The sequence below is a fragment of the Pseudomonadota bacterium genome (assembly GCA_027620075.1).
Classification (GTDB): Bacteria; Pseudomonadota; Alphaproteobacteria; order Rickettsiales; family UBA6187; genus 1-14-0-20-39-49.
This window is the reverse complement of the sequence record JAQCEY010000002.1, coordinates 312,588-338,570: the sequence shown is the minus strand read 5'-3', so window position 1 is coordinate 338,570 and position 25,983 is coordinate 312,588. Positions and strand designations below refer to the sequence as shown.

23 protein-coding genes are annotated in these 25,983 nt (G+C 38.6%); 14 read left to right on the top strand and 9 right to left on the bottom strand.

The features are described 5' to 3' along the window. Nucleotides 1-72: 72 nt before the first annotated feature. The 4 genes from O2942_04650 to O2942_04635 form a co-directional block, all read right to left on the bottom strand. Nucleotides 73-849: a DUF1365 domain-containing protein gene (locus O2942_04650; GenBank protein MDA0781540.1), complete on the bottom strand. Its 777-nt coding sequence runs from the start codon at nt 847-849 to the stop codon at nt 73-75. Continuing rightward, complete coding sequence (locus tag O2942_04645; GenBank protein ID MDA0781539.1) at nt 840-2,090, bottom strand: FAD-dependent oxidoreductase; 1,251 nt, start codon at nt 2,088-2,090, stop codon at nt 840-842. The genes O2942_04650 and O2942_04645 overlap by 10 nt, the downstream gene beginning before the upstream one ends. 89 nt (nt 2,091-2,179) lie before the next feature. After that, complete coding sequence (locus O2942_04640) at nt 2,180-3,487, bottom strand: HAMP domain-containing sensor histidine kinase (protein ID MDA0781538.1); 1,308 nt, start codon at nt 3,485-3,487, stop codon at nt 2,180-2,182. A 34-nt stretch (nt 3,488-3,521) separates the two neighbouring features. Continuing rightward, entirely contained in the window at nt 3,522-4,193 is a 672-nt protein-coding gene (locus tag O2942_04635) for a response regulator transcription factor (GenBank protein MDA0781537.1), read from the bottom strand. A 148-nt stretch (nt 4,194-4,341) separates the two neighbouring features. On the opposite strand from O2942_04635, the gene O2942_04630 reads away from it, so the two are divergent. The 5 genes from O2942_04630 to O2942_04610 all read left to right on the top strand — a co-directional run bounded on the left by O2942_04630 (nt 4,342) and on the right by O2942_04610 (nt 8,493). Then, nucleotides 4,342-4,698 (top strand): Hpt domain-containing protein, encoded by a 357-nt coding sequence (locus tag O2942_04630; protein MDA0781536.1) that lies wholly within the window; start codon nt 4,342-4,344, stop codon nt 4,696-4,698. Nucleotides 4,699-4,831: 133 nt separating this feature from the next. Next, nucleotides 4,832-5,338, top strand: coding sequence for an invasion associated locus B family protein (locus O2942_04625; GenBank protein MDA0781535.1), 507 nt, complete (start codon nt 4,832-4,834; stop codon nt 5,336-5,338). A gap of 172 nt (nt 5,339-5,510) precedes the next feature. Continuing rightward, nucleotides 5,511-6,914 (top strand): nitronate monooxygenase, encoded by a 1,404-nt coding sequence (locus O2942_04620; protein MDA0781534.1) that lies wholly within the window; start codon nt 5,511-5,513, stop codon nt 6,912-6,914. A gap of 96 nt (nt 6,915-7,010) precedes the next feature. Beyond that, nucleotides 7,011-7,274 (top strand): hypothetical protein, encoded by a 264-nt coding sequence (locus O2942_04615; protein ID MDA0781533.1) that lies wholly within the window; start codon nt 7,011-7,013, stop codon nt 7,272-7,274. A gap of 181 nt (nt 7,275-7,455) precedes the next feature. Further along, on the top strand, nt 7,456-8,493 hold the full coding sequence (locus O2942_04610) for a glycosyltransferase family 4 protein (protein ID MDA0781532.1): 1,038 nt from the start codon (nt 7,456-7,458) through the stop codon (nt 8,491-8,493). 35 nt (nt 8,494-8,528) lie between these two features. Here O2942_04610 and O2942_04605 read toward each other — a convergent pair whose 3' ends face one another. After that, complete coding sequence (locus O2942_04605) at nt 8,529-8,807, bottom strand: hypothetical protein (GenBank protein ID MDA0781531.1); 279 nt, start codon at nt 8,805-8,807, stop codon at nt 8,529-8,531. Between the two features lie 347 nt (nt 8,808-9,154). Here O2942_04605 and O2942_04600 point away from each other — a divergent pair, with 347 nt between their 5' ends. The 7 genes from O2942_04600 to O2942_04570 all read left to right on the top strand — a co-directional run bounded on the left by O2942_04600 (nt 9,155) and on the right by O2942_04570 (nt 19,513). Continuing rightward, entirely contained in the window at nt 9,155-10,840 is a 1,686-nt protein-coding gene (locus O2942_04600; GenBank protein ID MDA0781530.1) for a long-chain fatty acid--CoA ligase, read from the top strand. Nucleotides 10,841-10,989: 149 nt separating this feature from the next. Next, nucleotides 10,990-12,126, top strand: coding sequence for a thiolase family protein (locus O2942_04595; protein MDA0781529.1), 1,137 nt, complete (start codon nt 10,990-10,992; stop codon nt 12,124-12,126). Nucleotides 12,127-12,148: 22 nt separating this feature from the next. After that, nucleotides 12,149-14,551, top strand: a complete 2,403-nt coding sequence (locus tag O2942_04590; protein ID MDA0781528.1) for a 3-hydroxyacyl-CoA dehydrogenase NAD-binding domain-containing protein — start codon at nt 12,149-12,151, stop codon at nt 14,549-14,551. A gap of 26 nt (nt 14,552-14,577) precedes the next feature. Continuing rightward, the gene (locus tag O2942_04585) at nt 14,578-15,579 is read left to right on the top strand and encodes an endonuclease/exonuclease/phosphatase family protein (GenBank protein MDA0781527.1); all 1,002 of its coding nucleotides are present in this window, start codon (nt 14,578-14,580) and stop codon (nt 15,577-15,579) included. Nucleotides 15,580-15,589: 10 nt separating this feature from the next. Then, on the top strand, nt 15,590-17,386 hold the full coding sequence (locus tag O2942_04580; GenBank protein MDA0781526.1) for an acyl-CoA dehydrogenase C-terminal domain-containing protein: 1,797 nt from the start codon (nt 15,590-15,592) through the stop codon (nt 17,384-17,386). Between the two features lie 58 nt (nt 17,387-17,444). Beyond that, nucleotides 17,445-18,098, top strand: coding sequence for an asparaginase domain-containing protein (locus tag O2942_04575; protein ID MDA0781525.1), 654 nt, complete (start codon nt 17,445-17,447; stop codon nt 18,096-18,098). A 479-nt stretch (nt 18,099-18,577) separates the two neighbouring features. Next, nucleotides 18,578-19,513 carry a M48 family metalloprotease gene (locus O2942_04570; GenBank protein ID MDA0781524.1) on the top strand — a complete coding sequence of 312 codons (936 nt, stop codon included), beginning with the start codon at nt 18,578-18,580 and terminating at the stop codon, nt 19,511-19,513. 11 nt (nt 19,514-19,524) lie between these two features. Here the strand turns inward: O2942_04570 and O2942_04565 are convergent, their stop codons facing one another. Both O2942_04565 and O2942_04560 read right to left on the bottom strand, forming a co-directional pair. Continuing rightward, a complete protein-coding gene (locus O2942_04565; GenBank protein ID MDA0781523.1) occupies nt 19,525-19,929 on the bottom strand; it encodes a hypothetical protein in 405 nt (134 codons plus the stop codon). 16 nt (nt 19,930-19,945) lie between these two features. Next, nucleotides 19,946-20,788, bottom strand: a complete 843-nt coding sequence (locus tag O2942_04560; GenBank protein MDA0781522.1) for a prephenate dehydratase — start codon at nt 20,786-20,788, stop codon at nt 19,946-19,948. Nucleotides 20,789-20,870: 82 nt separating this feature from the next. On the opposite strand from O2942_04560, the gene O2942_04555 reads away from it, so the two are divergent. Together O2942_04555 and rimK are read left to right on the top strand one after the other, a co-directional pair. Further along, a complete protein-coding gene (locus O2942_04555; protein ID MDA0781521.1) occupies nt 20,871-22,241 on the top strand; it encodes a 3-deoxy-7-phosphoheptulonate synthase class II in 1,371 nt (456 codons plus the stop codon). Nucleotides 22,242-22,332: 91 nt separating this feature from the next. Beyond that, on the top strand, nt 22,333-23,727 hold the full coding sequence (gene rimK / locus O2942_04550; protein ID MDA0781520.1) for a 30S ribosomal protein S6--L-glutamate ligase: 1,395 nt from the start codon (nt 22,333-22,335) through the stop codon (nt 23,725-23,727). A 175-nt stretch (nt 23,728-23,902) separates the two neighbouring features. On the opposite strand, the gene O2942_04545 is transcribed toward rimK, so the two are convergent. After that, a complete protein-coding gene (locus tag O2942_04545; protein ID MDA0781519.1) occupies nt 23,903-24,847 on the bottom strand; it encodes a D-alanyl-D-alanine carboxypeptidase in 945 nt (314 codons plus the stop codon). Nucleotides 24,848-25,049: 202 nt separating this feature from the next. Further along, entirely contained in the window at nt 25,050-25,982 is a 933-nt protein-coding gene (locus O2942_04540; protein MDA0781518.1) for an RluA family pseudouridine synthase, read from the bottom strand. Nucleotide 25,983: the final 1 nt, after the last annotated feature.

The window sequence follows — 25,983 nt, the reverse complement described above, 5'->3', positions numbered from 1 at the left end:
CGTACTAATGAAAACAATTACTATTATACCGCTTAGTATATAAATAGGTGGTTACTGTTAAATTAAACTTTTTTAATTTTTACTTATCCTGTCTTTTAGTTGTTTGGGCTTAGGGATATATTTTATTCCTTTAATGATAAGCTTTATTGCCTGCCAATGGATTAGAAAAATAGTTTTTAATGTTACCAATGGGTGTTTGTAAAATGCTTTTCTCAGACTCTCTTTTGTAAGGGGTTCTAATGTTCCGATAAGTGAGGTAATTAGCTGTTTTTTGCCCTCCGAATCGTAGAAATCTATCCATATACCCAGCTTATTGCCGTTTAATGAAAATCTGAATTTATAGCCTCCTTCTCTTTTTAAAAAAGGTGATACATGGAATAGCTTTTTTGTTTTTATGATATCATCGGTTTTAATTTCCTTCATGTCTTTATTATAACAAAGATAGCTGTGCGTTTCTCCGAAAGTGTTATTAACTTCGCATAGAACTGCTATTAATTTTTCATTTTTATCAAAGCAAAGCCAAAAACTTACGGGATTAAAAACATAACCGAACACCCTTGGCATACATACTAATTGTATCTCCTTAATATGTTCGTTTATGTTATGTTCTTTTAAGATTTTTCTTATCCATAATTCAAGATTTGTTCCTTCACGGCTGCCGTGGTCTTTTTCATAAAAGCTTAAATATGCATATTTATTTATAGATATATCGGGAAGGGCAGTAGATTTTTCGTTCAGTTGCTCAAGCGGTAATGCTATGTAATATATACCGTATGTAAAGCCGTTAACCTTCGGGAATAGACGCTTATGCATAACTTTTGCGTTAAATATCCGAGCATCTATTGCCATGGTATTTTTGCTCCGAGTTTTTTTGCGACCTTTACGGCACTTGACAGACCGTCTTCATGGAACCCGTATTGAAGCCATGCCCCTGTGTACCATATCTTATCCTTGCCTTGAATTTTTTCTATATTTTCCTGAGCTTTTATAGCATCATCATCAAAAACAGGGTGTTCAAAAGTATAGTGGTCGTAAATAACAGATTCGTCCGGTTTTCTGTGCGGATTAAGTGTAACTATGACGGTTTTGTCGGTTTCTAGCGGTTGTAGGTTGTTCATCCAATAGCTAAGGCTTATATTTTCGGAGTTGTCCTCCTTACCTTCGGACAGGTAAACCCAGCTAGACCATGCCCCCTGCCTTTTTTGCATAAAGGTTGTGTCGGAATGTAAATACATCTCATTTGGTTGGTATTTTATTGATTGGAGTATTTTTTGTTCATCGGCAGTAGGCTCATCAAGCATTTTCAAAGCCTGATCGCTATGGCAAGCACAGATTACAGCGTCATATTTTTCTTTTTTTCCGTCAATGGATAATATCTCGACATGGCTTTCTTTGCGGATTATTTTTTCAACTCCGCATGACAATCTGACACTGTTTGTAAGTTTCTTTGTAATTATCTTAACATATTCTTTGCTTCCGCCTTCGACAGTGTACCATTGGGGTTGGTCGTTAACTGTAAGCAGACCGTGATTATCGAAAAATTTGATAAATGTTTTTGCAGGAAAATCAAGCATTCCTTTAGTGGGCGTACTCCATATAGCAGCACCCATAGCTAAAAGATAGTAATTACGGAACCAATCGCCCGTTCCAAGTTCATCAAGGAGCTTTCCGAGGGTGATGTCCCTATTAACATATTTGTCTGCATTTTTGTTGAATTTTAATATGTCAAAAAGCATTTCCCAGTATTTGGGGCGTAGTAGATTCCTTTTTTGGGCGAATATATCAAAAGGTCTGCGTGTGCCGTATTCAAGCCGGCCATTATCAATACTTACACCGAACGACATATCGCTTTTTGCAACCTTTACGCCCAGATGGTTAAACAGCCCCGAAAGGTTAGGATAATTGCGGTAATTAAAAACTATGAAGCCCGTATCAACAGCTATGTCCTTACCGTCAATTTTTACATCTACGGTACGGCTATGCCCTCCGATATAATCATTTTTTTCATATATGGTAATATCATGCTCTTTGCCCAGTAAATAGGCCGAACCAAGCCCGGAAATTCCACTCCCTATTATAGCAATTTTCATAAAAAAGAATCCGTATTATATTTAATAAGAACATTATAATACAGGCTACATTAAATAAAGGTCTTTGATATATTAAAAGATTTTAATTTTTATCTTATAGGTATATAGATATTTACTATTAAACCCGGATTGTTATCCTCTAATTTTATTATTCCCTTGTGGATATCTACAATAGCCTTAACCATGCTTAGTCCAAGACCGTGACCGTGTGTATTGCGGCTTTTATCGGCTCTGTAAAAACGCTCGAAAACTTTTTCGTAATCATTTTTATTTATCCCCGCTCCTTTATCGGATATGGATACCAGTGCATAATTTTTTTCTTTTGATAGCCTGATATTAATATCGCTGTTAGAAGGTGAGAATTTTATAGCATTATCAATTATATTTGCGAACATCTGGAACAACATGTCCTTATCTGCATTTATAAGTAGAGTTTCTTCCGCCTCAAAGTTAATGTGCAAGTTATTTTCGTGTATGAAAGGCTCATAAAGTTCAACTGCGTCTTTTAAAACGGTGTTTATTTGTATATCGGCGAAATTTTGCGATGACTTGCCTTTTTCAATATTTGCGATTCTCAATAGGGAATTAAATATATTTATTATCCTGTCTGCTTCATCTACCAGTTGTGAAATATCTTTTCCGGTAAGCTTTTTGTTCTTTAAGTTATCTAAGTCCCCCCTTAGTCTTGTTATAGGGGTTTTTAAATCATGGGCGATATTGTCGCTGACCTGCTTTACACTCTGCATCAGGGATTCTATTTTTTCCAGCATATGATTAAGCGTATCGGAAAGATAGCTAAGGTCGTCCCAATTGCTATCGGTCGATATCCGGCGTGACAGGTCGCCTGTGTCTATTATCTGCCGTACCGTATTGGTTATTTTGTTTATACGGCTGACAACAAAGTTACTTATCAGGAAGCTTATCAAAACTACCAGTAACATAAAGATTATAATAAAAATACTGAAAGTTTTCAGCTTGTTATAGCCGGTTATTATGTCGTGAATGTTCCTTGCTACCAATAGCTTTGAACCGTCGGCAAATGTGTGTATTTTGGCGGCAACCTGATGCTCTGTGCCGTTTATGTCTATTTTAAAACCGACTATACCCTCTTTTATCAGCGAAGTTTGCTTGGGAACATTATCTATATTGCCTGCAAGAAAGTTGCCGTCTATATCCTGATAGTAGTATATAGGGTGTTTTTTTAGTTTACCTCGCTTTGTAATTAGAGATTCCACGCCTTTACTGCCGGCATCGGAGGTGATTGACAGTATGTTTTCAATTTCACTATTAATTGCGGCTTCAGTTTCCCTCAAAAAGCTTTTTTGGCTGAAATCATACAAGAAATATCCTATGATTATTACGCACAGGCTTAACAGAAACGTAAACAGAGCAGCCATTTTAAAGCTGGAACTTTGATAATAATTTCGAGGGCTACTCGATGATATATCCTGCACCGCGAACCGTCCTGATTATTTTTCCGCCATCATCGCCTATCTTTTTGCGTACCCTGCTGACATGTACATCTATAACATTGGTTTGAGGGTCGAAATTGTAATCCCAAACACCTTCTAAGAGCATGGTTCTGGTAACTACATTGCCTTTATTTCGCATCAGGTATTCAAGGAGGTTAAATTCACGCCCCTGAATATCAACTTCCTTATCATTTACCCTTACTTTTCTGGATAACAGATCAAGTTCAATGCCTCTTGCTTTTAAAACGGTTAGGTTCTTCCCTGAGCAACCTGCCGTTCTGCGACTTAAAGCATCTATTCTTGCCATCAACTCAACAAAGGCAAAAGGCTTTACAAGGTAATCATCGCTACCTGATTTTAGACCTTTTACCCTATCGTCTACATCTCCAAGTGCACTTAATATGATAACAGGTGTTTTGTTATCGGAAGCCCGCATTGTCTGTATAATTGTAAGTCCGTCAACTGACGGCAGCATTCTATCAACTATAATTACATCATAAATTTCGGTGGTAGCAAGAAATAAGCCGTCTTTACCGTCCCTTGAGCTGTCTACGTTATGCCCTGCTTCTTTTAAGCCGTTTATTATATATTCGGATACTTTTATATCATCTTCTATAAGTAGAATTTTCATATTAAAATCGCTGTGTTGTTATAATCGGTATTGTTTTTGACTCGGGTTAATTGTTTGTTAACTTTTGGTATGTATAATTTATGATAATAGTTTTTATATTATTTTAAAGAGGCGGTAAAGGCATATTTGTTTTTACTATGTTGTAACGATGTTACATTTGATAAATGAGAAAAAGTACCTGAAAATAAAACAATTATTAGAAGATGACTTTTCCTCGGAAATAAATAATTTCTTTAAAGATTCCTCAATTTATATTGTCGGAATACAAAACGGAATTGAGTCAAAAGACTGCCTTAAAATCCAATCTCTTGCCCATACAATGAAAAATACTGCCAATGAATTCGGCGCTGAAATAGTGTCGGATATCGCCGATAAAATTGAGAGCGAAGCTCATTCAATGATGATAGATGAAGGTGGTAACATTGAAGAAATCAAAGATCTGTTCGGTGAGTTGGAATCAAGTTTTCAAGCCTCTCGGGAAAAGATGAAAAAACTGATCGGTTAGTTAATTTTTTAACTATTTTTCCGCCGATACTAGCCTAAATCAAGGTTTTTTTGAAAATAATTTGACCAAAAATGATTTTTGCGTTAATCCTTTAGCGTAGTCAATAGTAACAAAAAATAAGTAGTTTTTTAATATGAGACATAAATTATTATTTATATCAGTAGTTTTTTCATTTTTTGCGGTAGCTTCGGTTGCAAATTCGCAGGAATTTAAAAACTCATATCAGGACTGGTCGGTATATACTTCTTATCAAAACAGTCGGAAGTTGTGCTACATTGTTAGTTTTCCGACTAATAAGACCGGTAATTACAGTCATAGGGGCGATCCTTATGTGATGGTAACCAATGTTAGCGGTGATCGTGATGAGTTCAGTATTACGAGCGGTTATCCGTATAAAGAAGGTACGGAGCCTCGTGCTATTATCGATAACGTGGAATATAAACTTAGCGTGACAGACGGTGAGTTTGCGTGGTTTAAAACGGCAAAATACGATAATATAGCAATAGGTAAAATGAAAAAAGGAATGAAAATGAGAATAAAAGGCACTTCTACAAAAGGCACTTACTCTATCGATACATACTCACTAAGCGGCTTTACTGCGGCTTATGATAAGATGCGTAGTCTGTGCAATGCCGGCTAATACTTAAATAAGCAGGGGTGCTACCTGTTATTTTCTCGGTTATTCTTTAATCTTTACTACGAGGTTTGTTTTAACTTTTATCGTCAAAGGTCTTTATCGTGTGGACTTATTAAAGTGTCTTTGATATAAAATTTTTCTTAACTATATTTTTAAACTTAAATTGGAATAAACTTTGTTAAAAAATTTAAAACCGGTTCTTATATCAGGGAAAGAAGTTTTACCGATTGTTGAGGGTGGAAAGGGAGTGGCTGTAACTAACGGTGATAGTTCGGGTGCTTTTGCCGCAGCCGGTGCTGTGGGAACCTTCTCGGGCGTAAATGCCGATAGTTACGATAAAGACGGCAATGTAATCCCTGTAGTTTATAAAGGACATACGAGGCGCGAACGTCATGAAGAGCTTGTCCAAATGGGTATTCAAGGCGGTATCCATCAGGCTAAAATCGCTCATGAGACATCTAACGGTGAAGGGCGTTTGCACATAAATGTTTTATGGGAAATGGGTGGCGCACAACGGGTTTTAGAAGGTGTGCTGGAAGGTGCTAAGGGGCTTGTGCATGGCGTTACATGCGGTGCGGGAATGCCTTATAAGTTAGCTGAAATAGCAGAAAAATATAATGTTTATTATTATCCTATAGTTTCATCTATGAGAGCGTTCAGGGCATTATGGAAGCGTTCATATTCAAAATCATACGAAAGGCTTGGAGCCGTGGTATATGAAGACCCGTGGCTTGCCGGAGGTCATAACGGTTTAAGTAACAGTGAAGACCCTAAAAATCCGGAAGACCCGTATCCGAGGGTTGCACAAATAAGAAGTTTTATGAATTCGGTGGGCTTGAATGATACGCCTATCGTTATGGCGGGAGGGGTTTGGTATTTGAAAGACTGGTCACACTGGCTTGATAACCCTGAGATAGGGCCGATTTGCTTTCAATACGGTACAAGACCTATACTGACAAAGGAAAGCCCTGTGCCTGATGATTGGAAAAAAAGGCTTTTGACCTTAAGTGAGGGCGATGTTCTGCTTAATAGATTTAGCCCTACGGGCTTTTATTCTTCTGCTGTGAGGAATGATTTTTTAAGAAGCCTTGAAGGCAGGCAGGACAGGCAGATTCCGTATGTTACTAATCCTGAAGGCGTATTAACCGAAGCCTTGCCTATAGGGCCGAGAAAAAGAAATGTCTATGTTGAAACTCAAGACAAAGAAAGAGCGGTTAAATGGATTTCGGAAGGTTATGTGGAGGCGTTGAAAACGCCGGAATCTACATTGATATTCGTCACTAAAAAAGAAGCTGATATTATTCATGAGGATCAGGTAAATTGCATGGGCTGTTTGAGTCATTGTAGCTTCAGTAACTGGAAGGATCATGATGATTATACTACCGGTAAAAAAGCCGATCCAAGAAGTTTTTGCATACAAAAAACCTTGCAGGATATTGCACATGGAGCCGGTTCTATTGAAGATCAATTGATGTTTGCAGGTCATAACGCATACAAGTTTGCTCAAGATCCTTTCTATAAAGATGGATTCGTTCCTACGGTTAAAGAGCTGGTTGACAGGATAATGACGGGCGAATAGTATTATTTGTAATGGTTTTTCTGTTAATTTTAATCAAAATTTAACAAATTTTATGCTATAATAACCTTATAACTCGTGGTTATGGAGGTTATTTGTATGAGTTATATGCAGTTAATGTTAAATGATTTAAGGCTAACAACGGCAAATATTTTCTATTTTATGCCCGACCATCCTTCTTTGTTACAAACATATTTATGGCAAGAATATGATAAATCCCCTGATTTTCCACATTTAAAGGGGTTTTTGGATTTTTGGGAGCGTGAACTCGACGGTAAGTTACATTCGGTAAGGGTTGAGTCGTGTGAGATTATAAAGCCTGCCGAGTTCAAAAAAGTAAATTACCTGATGACGATTAATTAACGTAAGTTTAACGGTTTGATCGTTAAACTTGCAATTGGGTTAATTAAAGTCTTTTATGTCGCAAATAATCTTGTATAGTTTTTAAACTTGTGGTTCTTTTTAGATTTTGATACCACCAAACGGTGCTTTGTGTGCATTTTTTCTAATTTTTGGATATCGATAATAGTAAAAAAGGTCTTGTATGCATGTAGTAAACGCCATGTTTAGCCGTGGTTTAGGAGGTATAGAACAAGCTTTTATAGATTATTGCACATGTCTGAAGAATCAGGGGTGTAAGGTAACGGCTATTATACATCCTAATGCTCAGGTAAGACCTGCTCTGGTAGGTCTTCAGGTGAACATAGTTAATGTTAAAAATAAAGGTATATTTGACTTTTTGGCTAAAAGTTATCTGAAGAAAATCCTGAAGCAAATAAAGCCTGATGTAATTATTGTACACGGTAACAGGGCGGCAATCCTGTTAAGGTCTCCCGCACAAAAGCTTAAACTACCTATAGTCGGCGTTACGCATAATTATAGCTTAAAAAGGCAAATCGGATTTAGTGCCATGTTTGCGACAACCGAAGATCTAAAATCAACCCTTATCTCTATGGGACAAAAAGAAGATACTATATACAAAATCCCGAACATGATAAAAATGCCTAGTTCCGAAGTTGCTATAAGTGAATTCAAAGTGCCGGTTGTTATAGGTACTATGGGGCGTTTTGTACAAAAAAAAGGATTTGATTTTTTTGTAAGGTCTTTATCCGAGCTAAAAGACAGGGCAGTTGATTTTAAAGCCGTTATAGGCGGAACAGGTGAAGAAGAGCCTATACTCAAAAAGCTTGTTAAGGATTTGCATTTAGATGATAGGGTTCAGTTTTTGGGGTGGGTTGAGAATAAGTCGAAGTTTTTTAATAATATAGATATTTTTGTGCTGCCTTCGATACATGAACCTTTCGGTATAATTTTGCTGGAAGCTTTTGCAAGGGGAAAAGCGGTAATCACTACCGATTCAGAAGGACCTGCGGAAATAGCTACGCAGAAAAAAGATGCAATTATTGTTGAAAAAGGCGATAGCAGAATGATAGCTTCGGCGGTGGAAAAATTATTAAACGACAGGGCTTTGGCTAGAAAACTTGCTGAGAATGCATATAAGACGGCTCAAAAATATGAATCGGAGGTTATCGGAAGAAAAATTTTAGAAGCATTGATAAAAATTGAAAAGGGACATAAGTAGGATATTGTCTAACCCTACTTATGTTAAGTTATATTTTAACTTCCAAACCACATTACTTCTTCAGCCGTGATTTTACTTCTTTCATCTTTTAATGATTGAACGTGATTTTTACTTTTATTTTCTTCAGATAGCTTTGCTCTGTTCGATGCATTAAGACCCGACCTAACCGACTCGTCTAAGTCGGCTGATTTTTCTGCTCTGCTCGAATCGGACAGACTTGTTTCCAGAGGGTCTTGTTTTTTACTGTTGTTTTCTAGTAATTTTTGTAGCCAACTATGTTTTTGGTCGGGTTCGTTTGGGTTATCCTGTTTCATATAAATACCTTCTTATGTAATAAAAAATTGGAAAACGGGAATTTAAGATAACATCAATAAGTAATTTTACAAATGATTTCGTTACGAAGGCTAAAAATTGTCATGATTGATATGTATAGTAAATTCTAAATTCATTTACGTCATCGCCCGAGTTTTCTTTAGAAAACTATAGGGCGATCTCGGTGAGATTACCCTATAATTGCCTTTGGCAATTCGGGTAATGACGTTTTTTATGAGAAATGAATTTAGAATTTACTATATTGCAACTTATAAGAAAAATATTTCTAATAAAAAAAATATAGTTTATCCTGAAATGGATTTATTAATGAAAGGTTTGTAATCTGATTATGGCTATACGTAAAAAAGAATATCTGTGGGAGAAAAACTATCCTGAAAATATTAAGTGGGATAACCCCATAATTTTGCAGCCCCTACATATGATTTTGGACGAGTCTGCCAAAAAGTACGGCGATTGCGTTTGTGTGGATTATTATGGAAAAATATACAGTTATAATGATATTTTAAAGTTATCAGATAAATTTGCTAAAGGCCTTCAGGACAACGGTGTTAAAAAAGGTGATAAGGTAGGTTTATTAATGCCGAACTGTCCCTTGTTTATAATTGCGTATTACGGAATTTTAAAGGCAGGCGGGATTGTAGTTAACTATAATCCTCTTTATACTGTTAATGAATTAGTACATCAGGTGCAGGATTCCAAAACAAAAATAATGGTAACTTTAAATTTAGGCTTGGTTTTTGATAAAACAGCAAGCCTCTTACAATCTACAATGCTTGAGAAGGTAATTGTGGGTGATTTTAAAAAGCAGTTGCCGCTCTTAAAAGGGGTGATGTTCGGTTTATTTAAAAAGAAATCGGTAGCCTCGGTTAGTTATGGAGAGGCTAATATTTGTGCCGATTCGTTCTATGAAAATGACGGCAATTTCAAGCATGTAGAAATTAATCCTAAAGAAGATGTTGCCGTTTTGCAATATACGGGTGGTACGACAGGTTCGCCAAAAGGTGCTATGCTGACACATGCAAATCTATACGGCAACACTATCCAGACAGGTGCTTGGTTTGAGGGATTGAAGGAGGGTGAGGAGGTGATGTTCGGCGTTCTGCCGTTCTTCCATGTTTTTGCTATGACCGTAGTTATGAATCTTAGCATATTAAAAGCGTGTAAAATAGTAATACATTCACGCCTTGAAATAGGTAATCTATTAAAAGACATACCTAAAAAGAAAATAACATTAATGCCCGGAGTCCCGACTTTATTTACCGCCCTTAACAACCATGAGAAAACACCTAGCTATAATCTGTCTTCGCTCAAATTCTGTATATCGGGCGGTGCGCCGTTGCCGTTAGAAGTTAAAGAAAGGTTTGAGGAAATCTCCGGTTGTAAACTGATAGAAGGTTACGGGCTTACCGAAAGCTCACCCGTTGCCGTGGCTAATCCTTTATTCGGTGAGAACAAGAAGGGGGCTATAGGCATACCTTTGCCCAATACCGTTGTTGAAATAATGGATATTGAAGGGGAAAGGAAGCCGATGCCGATAGGTGAGATAGGTGAAATATGCATCAAAGGCCCTCAGGTCATGAAGGGTTATCTCGGTAATGAGGCGGAGACAAAAGCTACGATTCGCTCAGGGTGGCTGCATACCGGAGATATGGGCTATATGGATAAAGACGGTTATATCTATATTGTCGATAGGTTGAAGGAAATGATAATTACAAGCGGTTTCAACGTTTATCCGAGGGAAATTGAAGAAGAATTATATAAGCACCCTTGTATTGAGGAGGCTAGCGTTCTGGGTGTGTCCGATGACGAAAAAGGTCAATTAGTTAAAGCCTATATCAAGCTGAAACAGGAGGAGGTAGTAACCGAGGCTCAAATAAAAGAATTCCTAAAAGGAAAGTTAGCAAAATATAAGCAGCCTGCATATATTGAGTTTGTAGATGAAATGCCTAAATCGCTGATAGGAAAAATATTGAAAAGAGAACTTGCTAAGAAGGATAAGGTCGGTGAGAGCTGAATAGTATGACGGGTATTTTATAGCGTGTAAATTACTCTCAAACGCATGGAAGTTATTTGGAATAAGTATAATATAAAAAAACACTAGAGTTTTTATTAACTTGCAATTACTATAATCGGATTATTTGACAACATGTAGTAGAGGAATTGATGAAGAATGCAGTAATTGCCGGATATGTACGATCTCCGTTTACTCCGGCACATAAAGGCGAAATGACCGATATAAGACCCGATGAGATTGCCGCCCAAGTGGTAAAAGCATTAGTTGAAAGAACGGGGGTAAAGGCAACCGATATTGAAGATTTGATAATGGGTTGTGCTTTCCCTGAAGGTGAGCAGGGGTTAAATGTTTCAAGGCTTGTTTCGTTCATTGCAGGGCTGCCGATATCCGTTGCAGGGCAAACGGTTAACCGTTTTTGCGGCTCATCAATGCAGAGCGTGCATATTGCCGCTGCAAACATTGCGGCAGGTATGGGAGATGTGTTTATAGCCGCCGGTATGGAATCAATGACAAGAGTGCCTATGACGGGCTTTAACCCGCTTCCTCACCCCGAACTATATGAACGATATCCCGAAGCATATGAAAGTATGGGAGTAACGGCGGAAAATCTTGCTAACAAATATAATATAAAAAGAAAGGTACAGGAGCAATTTGCCGTAGATAGTCATAAAAAAGCCTATAAAGCTGCGGAGAGCGGAAAATTCAACGACGAGATAATCAATATTGTCTATGGTGGTAAAACGGTATCTAAAGACGGTTGTATCCGCCCTGAAACTACGGTTGAAAAACTGGAGGAGCTAAGACCTGCGTTTGATTCAAAAGGCACGGTAACAGCCGGAACTTCATCGCCTCTTACTGACGGTGCGGTAGCATTGCTTATATGTAGTGAGGAATATGCAGGTAAAAACGGTTTGAAGGCGATTGCCCGTATAAAAAGTTTTGCCGTTTCGGGCTGTGCTCCTGAAATTATGGGGATAGGACCGGTTAATGCTACAAAAAAAGCATTGCAAAGAGCAGGTCTTGAGTTAAAAGATATTGATATAATTGAGTTAAATGAAGCATTTGCGGCACAGGCTATCGCTGTCATCAAGGAGCTTAATATTGATACGGAAAAGCTAAATCTTGACGGGGGGGCGATTGCTTTAGGTCATCCCCTTGGTGCATCAGGGGGGCGTATTGTAGGTAAAGCCGCCGGATTGTTAAAAAGAAAGAAGGGGAAGTACGCTCTGGCAACGATGTGTATCGGCGGCGGTCAGGGAATAGCTACGATATTAGAAGCAATATAGAAAAAATACGGGAAGTTAAGGTATGAGTTTTAGTATAAATAAAGTTGCGGTTATAGGTTCCGGTGTTATGGGGGCTTCAATTGCGGCACATGTGGCAAATTCGGGAACGGAAGTAGTCTTGCTGGATATCGTTCCAAAAGATGCAAAAGACAGAAGTCAGCTTGCCAAAGGTGCTATTGAAAGATTGTTGAAAACCGATCCGGCACCATTGACGCATAGGCGTAAAGCCAAACTTATAATACCCGGTAATCTTGAAGATGATTTAAGCTTATTATCCGATGTTGATTGGATTATTGAGGTGGTTCTGGAAGATTTGGAAATCAAAAGGGATCTGTATAAAAAAATAAGTGAGTTTAAAAAGCCTGAGGCTGTGGTTTCCTCCAATACATCTACGATACCGCTGCATTTGTTGATAGAAGAAATGCCTATAGAATTTAACAAGCATTTTATGGTTACGCATTTTTTCAACCCTCCAAGATATATGAGATTACTTGAGTTAGTGGTCGGTGAGAATACATCTGCCGATATAGCAAAAGTCGTCAGGGAGTTTTGTGATGTGAAGCTGGGTAAGGGAGTTGTCGATTGTAAAGATACCCCAGGATTCATTGCTAACCGTATCGGGTGCTACTGGATGACTGTCGGTGTTCTGGACGCTATGGATATAGGTATTACGGTTGAAGAGGCTGATTTGGTAATGGGAAGACCCGTGGGAATTCCTAAAACGGGCATATTCGGTCTGTTGGATTTGATAGGCATTGATTTGATGCCTTTGATAGCGAAGGAATTTTCAAAAACCCTGCCCGAAACCGATGAGTTTATAAAGATATATAAAGAGCCTGAACTTGTTAAGCGTATGATAAGTGAAGGTTATACAGGCAGGAAGGGTAACGGAGGGTTTTACCGTTTAAATACCGAAACAGGCGAAAAGATTAAGGAAGTAATTGACCTAAAAACAGGTGAATATTCTCCTGCTGTAAGACCTAGCTTGCAAAGTGTAGATGCGGCTAAAGGCGGGCTTAGAAAACTTATAGAACATGATGATATAGGCGGAAAATACGGAAAGTCGGTATTATTGAAAACATTGAGCTATGCGGCTTCGTTAGTGCCTGAAATATCAGATGATATTGTTGCCGTAGATGAAGCTATGAAGCTAGGCTATAACTGGAAATACGGTCCTTTTGAGCTGATTGATAAATTAGGTTGTGATAAAGTTTCGGGAGCAAAATGGCTGGCTGAAAAGTTAAAGTCGGAAGGAATGAGTATTCCTAAACTGCTTGAAAAAGCGGGTGATAATCCGATGTATAAACTTGAGGGCGGTAAGCGTTTTTATATAACCGGCAGCGGTGATTATGCGGAAATAAAAGTTTCACCTGATGCATGGATGCTGGCTGATAAGAAGGTAGGAAATAAACCGATATTGAAAAACCCTTCGGCAAGCTTATGGTATATAGGTGACGGCATTGCATGTCTTGAATATACGTCCAAGATGAACAGCGTCGACCCTATGATTCTTGAAATGATAGAAAAATCAATTGAAATCGTGCAAAAGCAGTATAAAGGTCTGGTTATAGCTAATGACTCTGATAATTTCTGTGTGGGTGCGAATATCGGAGTTTTGTTATTTGCCGCAAATGTTGCCGCATGGAAGGATATCAGGGAAATTATCAAGCGTGGACAAGATGCCTATATGGCATTGAAATTTGCCCCATTTCCTGTTGTTACTGCCGTAAGCGGTATGGCATTAGGTGGCGGTTGTGAGATATTGATGCATTCTGATGCGGTACAGGCACATGTTGAAACGTACACAGGGCTTGTTGAAGTTGGTGTAGGTATTGTTCCCGGCTGGGGCGGTTGTAAGGAAATGCTAATACGCAATATAGACAAAAGGCTTGATGAGCAAACCGTTACGGCCAAACTCGGGCGTATGTTCAGTGGTTTGAGTCCTATAAAGACGGCTAATACTATGCCTGCCATAATCAGGTCTTTTGAAAATATCGGTCTTGCAAAAGTAGCCAAGTCGGCGGAGGAGGCTAAAGATATGCTTATCCTGCTTGATAAAGATTCAATTAGCATGAACCGTAAGAGGCTATTGAGTGATGCAAAGAATAAGTGCCTTGAGTTGGTTGACGGATATAGTCCGCCGCAAATGCGTTCAATAAGCCTGCCGGGTAAAACTGCAAGGGCTGCTCTTAATATGGCCATTGACGGATACGTAAAAAACGGTAAAGCTACTAAATATGACGAAGTTGTATCAAAAGCACTTGCAACCGTGTTAAGCGGTGGTAATACCGATATAACAAAAGAACTTACAGAGCAGGATTTACTGAATCTGGAACTTGATGTTTTTATGGAACTGGTTAAAAATGAAGGAACGTTGGACAGAATCGAACATATGCTTGAGACGGGCAAACCTCTTAGGAATTAAAAAGTTATATAACATGCAGGTAGCAAATGAGACGGCGTAGGGATAAGAATAAAAAAAGTTTTATTTCAAGACTGTGGGTTTTTCTTGCGGTTATACTTTTGTTTTCGGTATCGTTTTCATATATGGCGAGTATGTACTGGTTATTTGACCTTTTCTCGCATTTTGTGGTGCAATACGTACTTATAGCGGCACTATTGACGATCCTACTATTGTTTGCAAAAAGAAAAATGTGGGCATTGATAACGTTGGTTATATGTGCAAGTCAGGCTTATAAGGTTGTACCGTATTTTGATATAAATGAGGAGGTTACCGAAGATTACGATGAAGTTAAGGTTTTGCAATATAATGTTAACCGCAATAACGTTAATGTCGATGAAATGACTAGGTGGATAGTTTCTAAAACCGAAGATGTCGATATAGTAGTTCTACTAGAAGTCAATGAAAGATGGCAAGATGCTATCAGAAGAATAAAGTGGGCGTATCCTTATCATATCAGTAAAGATATGAGAGGAGGTCGTAATATGGCGGTTTTCAGCCGTTTGTATGTTGACGAGATAGAGATAAAATATCTAAAAGACGAGTCGCCAGTAATAGTCCTGCGAGGAGAGACTACGGGTTATGAAGTGCCTTTCGTTTTATACGGGACGCATCCTCCGCCGCCGATATTTCCGAGTTTTGCACAGACCAATCAGGACGTTCTTGAATCAATAGGCGAGCATGTGGTTAAAGAGAAAATAGACCATAGGCTGGTTGTAGGTGATTTTAATAGTACAAGGTTCTCGCCCCATTTTCGGAAAATGGCAGAATCGTCTAATATGAAAGAGGGTGATATAGGTCTGGGCATAGGAGCATATAAGCCTTCTTGGCCTTCGTTCCTACCTAATTTGATGGGGATAACGATTGATAATATTTTAGTGTCAAATAATATTGTAGTTCAAAAACGGGAAAGGGGGCCGGCTATGGGTTCCGACCACTATCCTGTAATTACCACTTTAAAATTTGTGGTTCCAAAAGAAAATAACGGTTAAGGAGTAATTTATGCCTCAGTATAAAGCACCGGTAAGAGATTTTGAGTTCGTATTAAAAGAATGGCTTAATGTTTCGAAATATAACGATATTCAGGGTTTTGAAGAGGTGGACGATAACCTCATTACCGCATTGCTTGATCAGGGTGCTAAATTATGTGAAGAGGTTTTGTTCCCTATCAATCAGTCCGGCGACGCAGAGGGGGTGAAATTCGATAACGGTAAGGTTACTGTTCCCTCAGGCTTTAAAGAGGCGTATCAAACTTATGTTCAATCAGGCTGGACAAGCTTTACATGTTCGCCTGATTTTGGCGGTCAGGGGCTGCCGGAAGTTCTGAATATGTCGGTAAGTGAAATGATATGCTCATCAAATCTCTCATTCGGAATTACTCCGGGTTTGACGCATGGTGCGTATAATGCAATATATATGCATGCCACTGATGAGATAAAACAAAAATTCCTGCCCAAAATGGTGGACGGAACATGGTCGGGGGTAATGTGCCTTACAGAACCGCAATGCGGAACGGACTTGGGGTTAATTAGAACAAAGGCAATTCCCAATGAAGACGGGACGTATAAGATAAGCGGTTCTAAGATTTTTATTTCAGCCGGTGAGCAGGATATTACGGAAAACATAATTCACCTTGTTCTGGCAAAATTGCCCGATGCACCTGCCGGAGTTAAAGGCATAAGTTTATTTGTAGTTCCGAAAATTTGGGTAAATGATGACGGTTCATTGGGCGGTGCAAATAATGTTACCTGCGGTTCTATTGAACATAAAATGGGAATACATGCATCACCTACCTGCGTTATGAATTATGACACAGCTGTCGGTTATCTTGTAGGAGAGGCACATAAGGGCTTGAGGGCAATGTTCACTATGATGAATGAGGCGAGGCTATATGTGGGGATTCAGGGGCTTGGCTTGTCGGAGGTGTCATATCAGAACGCCGCTCAATATGCATCGGAGAGATTGCAGGGAAGGTCGCTAAAAGCACCTAAATATCCTGAAAAAGAAGCCGACCCTCTTTTGGTACACCCTGATATCAGGCGTATGTTACTTACTATGCGTAGCTTTAATGAAGGTGCAAGGGCGTTGGCTTGCTATACGGCTTTACAAATAGATATCAGCAAGAAACACGATGATAATAAGGTAAAAGAGCTAGCTGATGATTTTGTGCAGTTTATTACTCCGATATTGAAATCATACTATACCGATGCAGGGTTTGAATCTACCAATATGGGTATGCAGATTTTTGGCGGACACGGATATATAAAAGAATACGGCATGGAGCAGTATGTGCGTGATGCACGTATCGCTCAGATATATGAGGGTGCAAACGGTATTCAGGCTTTAGATTTAGTCGGAAGGAAACTTCCTAAAAAAATGGGCAAGTACTTACGTTCCTTCTTCCACCCTGCCGATAATTTTGTGAATAAACACCGTGATAACCCTGAAATGTCCGAATATACTAAAGATTTATATATGGCACTCAAGAACGGTCAGCAGGCATCTTTATGGATAGCCGCAAACGGAATGGGCAACCCTGATGAGGCGGCGGCAGGTTCAAGTGAATATTTAAGGCTTATGGCTTTGGTGGTATTCGCATATATCTGGGTGCAGCTTATCGAGGTATCTTTGCGAAAATTAAAAGAAGACGGAGTTGATAAGGATTTTTATGAAGCAAAGATATCTACAGGTAAATTTTTCATGAAAAAAATCCTTCCGCAAACATACGGACTTTTAGCTTCCATAGTAAACGGTGCAAAACCTGTTATGGAAATGAAGGAAGAGGCGTTTTTGCAATAAAAAATACAAATTTCCAATGTATTGTTAGAGCGTTAATTTTATTAGATATAAGTACTGTATGAAGTCCGGTAATGTTATTAAATCTTTAAACGAGGTTTCTCAGCGTAAATTGGTCATACCCACCGGTGGTACAATGGGTTCTAAGCCATATGATTTACCTAGATTTCCACCGTATAATGTAGCGACTTTTGACTGCCATGAAATTGTGAGTATTATGAAAGGTCATATTAGCGACCCAATGGTAGATTATTACGATTGGGGGGTGTATGAAGAGTCTGAACGGCTAATTAAGGATAGTAAGCAGTTTTCTAGTAGTGATATAAGTTCTCTGGCGGGCATTATCAGAAATAATAATGAGCATAATTTTATTGTAATACCGCATGGTACCGATAATGTCGCACATAATGCGACCCTTCTCAAGACTGAGCTACAGCATCATTTGCAGACTAGTAATAAAGTAGTTGCCTTTGTATGTTCAATGGTTCCGTTGTCTATGCATAACCAAATGCAACCGGACGGGAGTAAGCTTGAAAGTGATGCTTTGGCGGCACTCTCATATACTTTTAATAAAGTAGCAGAGCAGCAGTCAGGGGTTTATGTTGTAGCACGTGATATCCATACAAAAAGGCTTGGTTTTTCCGCTCCTGAAACAGTAGAGAAAAACCGGTTTGAAAGTAAAGCTGCTCTGCAATTTACTGTTCATAGCAAATAATATAAATTTATGGTTGTTTAGATAGCTAATATATAAGATATTGTAGCTTTATAGTAAATTTGAATTAAATTTGTGTAAACTTGTCATTCCACGAATTTGTTTAGTAAAACAAATTCGTGGAATCCACATTTAAAAAAGTTAGGAAACTTTTTTAATATCGAAAAGTTTTCCTAAACTTTTCGAATTGGATCCCATGGTAAAAAATTTCTCCTAAATTTTTTCCATAGGATGACAAAATACGTATAGTAAATTCAAATTTACTTTGCATAAAACTTAAATATCAACTTATCATGTTTGCCAAGCCTTTTGTATTTTTATTAACGTTTATGCTTACAATAGCAAATTTTATTTTCTTACTTATACCTGCCTCATTAGTTTTTTTCCCTCTTTATATAATTTTCAATGATTTTTTTGCAAAGGCGTTTTGGGACATATTCCTTTTGTTTGTTTCAATGATTTGTGTATTTACGTTGTTGTATATGTTCTTTGATATGCTTTTCGGATTTACGGCAAAGTTCCTAAACAGGCGTGCAAGACATATAAGTATTATGACAGCGATTCCCAGACAGCAGGAAATAATGGATTCTTTCCAGTGGTTGAGGAGTAAGTTCGGTGTGGAAAACACTAGGCTTCTAATAGACACTGACGGCGAGGTTGTAAATGCTTATGCTATAGGCGGTTCTAATAATCAGACGGTTACGCTAACTTTAGGATTAATATTCGAGATACACAGAAGGTATAAAGATGATGAGGAGTTATATGTAAGGGCGATACAGGGAATTATGGGGCATGAGTTGTCACATTTGGTAAATAAGGATTTTCTGCCCGGATTGCTGACCGCCTCAAGCTATACTATCAACCGTTATGTAGCAAATATGATGAGGATATTTTTGCTGATACTTGCAAATGTGTTGTTATTTATTCCGTTTATAGGCTGGTATATAAAAGTTTTCATTTATAGGACATATAATTTTGTAACGTGGTTCTCCGGTCTTTTTTTAAGATGGGTATATATGCCTGTCCATGGTTTTTTAATGAAGTGGTTCGGGCGTTCTATAGAATATAGATGTGATAGGGATAGTGCTAATGTTGTCGGCGGGTATTCAATGGTCTTAGGGCTTGCCGCCCTTGGTAAGGGGTCGTATTTCAGTATCTTTTCGACGCACCCGAGAACTAAAAGCAGGATAAAAAGGGTTGAAAATATAAGAAACAGAGGAGCCGATATCAGACCGTCAATTTTAAATTCGGTTGCCAACGGAATATCTTTATTTACTATAGTATTTGTTATGTATGCAACTACCTTTTCCATAGATTGGAAAAATCTGGAGCGTAATTATATAAAAGAAGTGCATATTCCTACCGCAATAAAGATAAATAATCTAAAACAAAAATGGTATGATTTTTATTATAATTAGTTATTTAGGTTTTATCTAAACGCAGACGGTGGTTTTAGCGGTCTGCATATAACTCCATCTTTAGTTATATAAGTGCCTTCCGGGCTTATTTTTTTAGTATATTTTTTTTCATCAGAATCCCAAATATTTTTTATTTCGTCAGGTGATATTAGGGAGGCATCAGGAAGTATTTGTTTTATTTCTTCTATAGAATGTGCAAAAACAGCAGACGGCAAATCATCTTCCGACACTGTGTTAGGAACAAGTTTTGCGTTATGTTTAGCTTGTACCTCTACGTTTTGTTTTGTAACCTTGTTAGTCCATTTCGTATCTTTTTTCGTACTTTGTTGCAAATACTCGTTCGGAAATAAAGGTCGTGGCGGTAGTGCCGTTTGCTGTTTTAGCTTATCATCAATGTTTTCAGCTTTTCTTTTCATAAACCGTTATATAGTCTTATTCATATCTTTTATGATCGGCAGAATATACACCCAGAACTTTTATTTTTCTACAGAAAAAACCAAGTTCTTCAATAGCAAGTTGAACATTACGCCGGTCGGGGTGACCTTCAAAGCTTATAAAAAATTCAGCGGTGCTTGATGTACCCGGAGCTATATAACTTTCGATTTTCAGCAGGTTTACGTTGTTTGTGGCAAAGCCGCCAAGTGCTTTATATAGTGCCGCAGGTATGTTTCTGGCGGTAAATAACACACTTGTGATGGTTTTTTCGTCAGGGTTAACATCAATAGGGGCAAGTGACATAACTATGAAGATGGTTGTGTTGTCATTTGCATCTTCAATATTTTCAAGTATTACGTCCAAGCCGTATAGCTCGGCAGCCAGTCTTGATGATATAGCGGCTTTTGATTTGTCATTCCACTTTGCCACGTCTTGGGCGGCTGCGGCGGTATTTGAATATTCATGCTTTTTAAAATTATAGCCGGCTAATGTTTCCTTAGTCTGCATGAGGGCTTGAGGGTGAGAGTAAATGTCTGTAATATCGTTAATTTTAGTGCCTTTTGGTGCTACAAGGAAGTGTTCGATTCTTTGGAAGCATTCACCCACAATAGATAGTTCGGTGTTACGCAAAAGGTTATGAATCTCTGCTACTCGTCCGGCTTTTGAGTTTTCGATAGGTATCATGCACAGCGATGTAGTTCCGTCCAAAACAGCCTGCATAGCATCTTCGAATGACGCAAATGCCATAGTATCCATATAAGGATAAGCCTGTCGACATGCCATATCGGAATGTGCTCCTTCAACACCTTGAAAGGCAATTATGTTATTTTTCTTACCCATTATAATAAAAAACCTTTATAATTATTGATAAAAAGATTAAATTATGCACCTTAAAAAAGAGACCATAGATTAACGAGGATTTATGACTAGTAAAGTAAAATCTGCAAATAATGAGAAATGGACTAAAAGTTCATGGAGAGATTTTCCTATTCAGCAGCAGCCTATATATAAGAATGTTGAAGGATTAAAGGCTGTTGAGTCGGAGTTGGCAAAGCGTATGCCGCTTGTTCAGCCAAGCGAGATAATGCAGTTAAAAAAATCCTTGGCTAAAGTGGCTGAAGGTAAAGCATTCCTCTTACAAGGTGGCGATTGTGCCGAAAGTTTTGCCGAATTTAGCGACGAGAACCTAAAAAGCTATTTTAGGGTAATATTGCAAATGACGGTGGCGTTAATGTATGGAGCCGGAAAGCCGGTTGTAAAAGTAGGTAGAATAGCCGGTCAGTTTGCAAAGCCACGTTCGGCAAACACTGAAATTATTGATGGGGTTGAGCTGCCAAGTTATCGTGGTGACATGGTAAACGCCATTGACTTTACCGAAGGTGCCAGAGAGCCTGACCCGGCGCGTATGTTAAAGGCTTATGACCAGTCTACTGCTACATTGAATTATTTGCGTTCCCTTGCAAAGGGTGGCTATGCATCGCTGCGTAACGTTAATAAGTGGAATATGGAATTTGCTACCGAATCGGCTCAAGGTAAGCTATTTAAGGATTTGGTAGACAGGATTAACGAAAGCCTTTCATTTATGGAAGCCTTCGGTTTAGACTTGGAAAGAACAGATGAAATACATGAGGCGGAATTTTTTACTTCACATGAAGCTTTGTTGCTAAATTATGAAGAGGCCTTAACAAGGCAGGATAGCGATAACGCTCAGTTCTATGATTGTTCGGCACATATGCTTTGGATAGGCGATAGAACCCGTAATCTGGAGGAAGCACATATTGAGTATATGCGTGGTATAGCAAATCCTATAGGTATGAAAGTAGGGCCTTCGACCGACCCTGATAATTTTATACGTATCTTAGATACTTTAAATCCTGATAATGAGGCCGGTAGAATTACCCTTATTTCCCGTATGGGAGCTGAAAAAGTGGAAGATTTCCTACCTACCCTTATTAAAAAAGTGAAATCAGAAGGGCGTATTGTCGTGTGGTCGTGTGACCCTATGCACGGTAATACTATTAAGTCACCTAACGGCTACAAAACGAGACCTTTTAATAAAGTTCTTGCGGAAGTCAGGAATGTATTTGATATACATAAGGCTGAGGGTACTTATGCAGGAGGGATACATATTGAAATGACGGGTCAGGACGTTACCGAATGTGTAGGTGGTGCTCAGGCTATATCGGAGGTTAACCTAAAAGATAGATATCATACGCACTGTGACCCTAGGCTGAACGCTTCGCAAAGTATTGAACTGGCATTTTTATTAGCTAAGGAATTACGTGAAGGTTAAAAAAAGTCGTATAATTTAAAATTAAATGTTTACATATGAATGTATAAATGTAATTAGATTTATTCGACATTTTTAACTAAGCAGGGTACTAATGCCTAACAAAACTATAATCGGAAAAGAAGAATGGTGTTCATTGCCGGAGCTTAACCTGCCTGCATTAAAAGCAAGGGTTGATTCGGGAGCTAAAACATCATCGTTACATGCTTTTAATATCAATCCTTTTGTTGAAGACGGCATCAAGTATGTTAAGTTTGATATACACCCTGTTCAGGGCAATCGCAAGATAGTACAAAAATGCGTTGCAAGGGCCGTCGATAGAAGAAGCGTAAAAAGTTCAAGCGGTGAAAAGCAGACAAGGCACGTTATCAAAACCCCTATCATACTCGGTGATAAAAAATGGGACATAGAAATTACCCTAACAAACAGGGACTCTATGGGCTACAGAATGCTGCTGGGGCGTGAGGCGATGACCAATGAGTTGTTAATCGACCCTAATACATCATTTTGTCTGGGGATTAAGAACGAAAAAGATGTTTGTAAGCATTACAATGTAGCTCCGGTTAAAATTGATAGGTTAAAGATAGGGCTTCTTGCCAGTAACCCGGATCTATACTCAAATAAAAGGATAATGGAAGCCGGTGAGCAGCGTGGTCACGACATGTATTTTATAAATGTAAGGCAAAGCTACATGAATATATCCTCGTCTATGCCTGACGTTCTGTACAGGGGAGGGGAAAGCCTAAAAGACTTTGATGCCATAATACCGAGAATAAGACCTTCGGCAACATTTTATGGCTGTGCCGTTGTAAGGCAGTTTGAGTCTATGGGCGTTTATTGCCTGAATAAATCGGTATCTATATCACGTTCTAGAGATAAGCTTCGGTCGCTACAACTTTTAGCGGCTAAGGGAATTGATATGCCTATGACCGGCTTTACAAGTTCCCCACTTGATACGAAAGAGATAATTAAATCAGTCGGCGGTGCACCTCTTGTTGTTAAGTTGTTGGAGGGAACGCAGGGGCGTGGAGTTGTTCTTGCTGAAACCTCAAAAGCTGCGGAAAGTGTTATTAATGCTTTTAAGAGCCTTAGGGCTAACATACTTGTTCAGGAGTTTATTAAAGAGGCACAAGGCAAGGATATCAGGTGTTTTGTAATAGACGGAAAGGTTGTCGGTGCTATGCAAAGACAGGCGGCAGAAGGCGAGTTCAGGGCGAACCTACATCTAGGCGGTACTGCCGATTCTGTTAAAATAACGGCTGAAGAAAAAAGGATTGCTATTAAAGCTGCCAAAGCAATGCATCTTGATGTTTCGGGTGTTGATATAATACGCTCATCTTCAGGGCCGAAAGTTCTGGAAATCAATTCGTCTCCGGGACTTGAGGGAATTGAGGAGGTAACCGGAAAAGATATCGCAGGCTTGATGATAAAATGCATAGAAAAAAGCATAGATAAATCATCTAAATTAAAGCTTGATGATGCCGAGTAGTGCTTTCAACGCTTCTTATATCCGTCATTGTTACGAGTATAATAAATATACGGAATTGTACGCTTAATGGTTGACTTGTCACCGGTGAACTTGTTTCAGGGTCTTGTGTCAACGTGTGAGATGCTGAAGCAAATTCAGCATAACAAAAAATAAAGATTTCAGTGCAGATTATAAGCTATACTTGAGGTTTTAAATTCGGTTCGGGTGTAGAGTCTGAAACGGCAGCCTGCATGCTTCTTCCCGGTTTTAGATTAGGGAACGGCACAACTCCCGTATGCATGGTGGCTTTAGGTGTGTTTCCTTGTGCCATTTTGTAAAACACCCTATCTAACAATTGAACCATGTGTCGGTCACGGCGTTTAGATGTTGTGCCGCCTAAAACAACGCCGACAATGCTATTCCCGCCACGTCTTACAGATGTAACAAGGTTAAAACCTGCTGCGGTTATATATCCTGTTTTAAGGCCGTCTGCACCTTTATAGCTACTTGCAACTTTGTTATGTCCTTGATACACTTTGCCGTTGAAGTAAAATTTTGTTCTATTAAATAGATGATAATGTCTTGGATAGTCACGGCGAAGTGCAACGGCAAGTCTTGCCATGTCATATGCGGTTGTAACCTGACGTGAGTTATGAAGACCCGATGCATTAACGAAATTTGTGTCATTCATTCCGAGCTTTTTGCCCATACGGTTCATCATGGTTGCAAATTTCCACTCACTGCCGCCTATTCCTTCCGCCAAAACTACCGCAGCATCATTAGCCGACTTTACTATAAGAGCCAATATAGCGTCTTTTACCTTAATTTTTGAGCCTCTTTTTAAACCCAGCTTGCTTGCCGGCATTCCTGCCGCACGTGCTGAAACTTTAAGACTTTGGTTCATGCTTAGTTCGCCACGTTCTATAGCTTGGAACGTCATATATAATGTCATCATTTTTACCAAAGAAGCAGGATGCCTTGTTTTTCCGGCGTTTTCCTGATGCATAACAACTCCTGTATCGGCATCAATTACCAATGATGCATATTTTGGATTTGCGTATGAGGGCGTAGAAAAAGATATAACTATTGTAAATAGAAAAAAAGTAAGAACAGAAAAAGAATTTTTTGACCTAAAAAACAAGAGCTTTTCTCCCTATAATTTAACACTACATGTATTAATTCAATTAATTATAGCACAAAAATGTATAAAATTAAAGATACTATTTTTTATGAATATTCCCTATTAACCATAATGACATATTTGGGTAGGATATTTCAATGAAAAACTTTATAAAATTGCAGTAATTTTATAAAGTTTTTAAATAAGCTTTAGTTTTAGAGGGTTATTTATGTGATATACCCAGTTTATTAAAAGTTTCTGCCATTTTTCCAGTGACTTCAGCGAAAAAAGGTTTTTGATATCCGGGTAATTGTATTGAATATGAATGAAGGTGCATTTTTTTACTTAATCCTTCAATGAACGCTAATTTTCCGCCGTATTTTCCGTCCCCTAATATCGGATTTCCGAGATGTGACATATGAATACGTAGTTGGTGGGTGCGTCCTGTGTGCGGATACAGCTCTACAAGGCTTAGTTTTTTGCCCATTTTTTCGATTACTTTATAATATGTAACGGCTTTTTGTCCTTTTTTATCAGCTATCATTTTTTCTTTGCCTGCCCCGGAATCCTGCTTACTGATACTTAAATCAATCTTACCTTCATCTAGTTCGGGGTTGCCGACCACTAAAGCCAGATAAGTTTTTTCAATGTTTTTGCTCTTAAATGCACTTGTAAGTTCCGATGCGGTAGTAGTCGAGCGGGCAAGAACTAAAGCTCCGCTGGTGTCCTTATCAAGGCGGTGTACTAATTTGGGTCTTTTATCATAATCAAATTTTAAAAATTCCAAAAGAGAATCTACGCTTACATTAATGCCTACACCTCCTTGTGTGGGTAGACCGGCAGGTTTGTTTATTACAATAATATCCTTATCCTTGTAGATAACCGATTTTTGTATTTCCGTTATATATTTTTCGTCAATTTTAGGTTTTGGCTTATCTTCTCTTATGTATTCCTTCATGGGAGGTACACGTATCTCCTGACCTTCCAGAACATGCGTTGAGGATTTTACTTTTTTTCCGTCAATACGTATCTGACCTTTGCGTAAGGCTTTCTCAATTGATGTATGGCTGAAGGCTGGAAAATTCCTTTTAAACCAGCGGTCTATTCTGATATCGTTATCTTCTGCTTTAACTTTTTCCGTTTGAACTTTTGTCATT

Coding starts and splice junctions, on each gene's coding strand:
- O2942_04650 (MDA0781540.1), bottom strand. CDS start 849: ATGGCAATAGATGCTCGGATATTTAACGCAAAAGTTATGCATAAGCGT.
- O2942_04645 (MDA0781539.1), bottom strand. CDS start 2,090: ATGAAAATTGCTATAATAGGGAGTGGAATTTCCGGGCTTGGTTCGGCC.
- O2942_04640 (MDA0781538.1), bottom strand. CDS start 3,487: ATGGCTGCTCTGTTTACGTTTCTGTTAAGCCTGTGCGTAATAATCATA.
- O2942_04635 (MDA0781537.1), bottom strand. CDS start 4,193: ATGAAAATTCTACTTATAGAAGATGATATAAAAGTATCCGAATATATA.
- O2942_04630 (MDA0781536.1), top strand. CDS start 4,342: ATGTTACATTTGATAAATGAGAAAAAGTACCTGAAAATAAAACAATTA.
- O2942_04625 (MDA0781535.1), top strand. CDS start 4,832: ATGAGACATAAATTATTATTTATATCAGTAGTTTTTTCATTTTTTGCG.
- O2942_04615 (MDA0781533.1), top strand. CDS start 7,011: ATGAGTTATATGCAGTTAATGTTAAATGATTTAAGGCTAACAACGGCA.
- O2942_04610 (MDA0781532.1), top strand. CDS start 7,456: ATGCATGTAGTAAACGCCATGTTTAGCCGTGGTTTAGGAGGTATAGAA.
- O2942_04605 (MDA0781531.1), bottom strand. CDS start 8,807: ATGAAACAGGATAACCCAAACGAACCCGACCAAAAACATAGTTGGCTA.
- O2942_04600 (MDA0781530.1), top strand. CDS start 9,155: ATGGCTATACGTAAAAAAGAATATCTGTGGGAGAAAAACTATCCTGAA.
- O2942_04595 (MDA0781529.1), top strand. CDS start 10,990: ATGAAGAATGCAGTAATTGCCGGATATGTACGATCTCCGTTTACTCCG.
- O2942_04590 (MDA0781528.1), top strand. CDS start 12,149: ATGAGTTTTAGTATAAATAAAGTTGCGGTTATAGGTTCCGGTGTTATG.
- O2942_04585 (MDA0781527.1), top strand. CDS start 14,578: ATGAGACGGCGTAGGGATAAGAATAAAAAAAGTTTTATTTCAAGACTG.
- O2942_04580 (MDA0781526.1), top strand. CDS start 15,590: ATGCCTCAGTATAAAGCACCGGTAAGAGATTTTGAGTTCGTATTAAAA.
- O2942_04575 (MDA0781525.1), top strand. CDS start 17,445: ATGAAGTCCGGTAATGTTATTAAATCTTTAAACGAGGTTTCTCAGCGT.
- O2942_04570 (MDA0781524.1), top strand. CDS start 18,578: ATGTTCTTTGATATGCTTTTCGGATTTACGGCAAAGTTCCTAAACAGG.
- O2942_04565 (MDA0781523.1), bottom strand. CDS start 19,929: ATGAAAAGAAAAGCTGAAAACATTGATGATAAGCTAAAACAGCAAACG.
- O2942_04560 (MDA0781522.1), bottom strand. CDS start 20,788: ATGGGTAAGAAAAATAACATAATTGCCTTTCAAGGTGTTGAAGGAGCA.
- O2942_04555 (MDA0781521.1), top strand. CDS start 20,871: ATGACTAGTAAAGTAAAATCTGCAAATAATGAGAAATGGACTAAAAGT.
- rimK (MDA0781520.1), top strand. CDS start 22,333: ATGCCTAACAAAACTATAATCGGAAAAGAAGAATGGTGTTCATTGCCG.
- O2942_04540 (MDA0781518.1), bottom strand. CDS start 25,982: ATGACAAAAGTTCAAACGGAAAAAGTTAAAGCAGAAGATAACGATATC.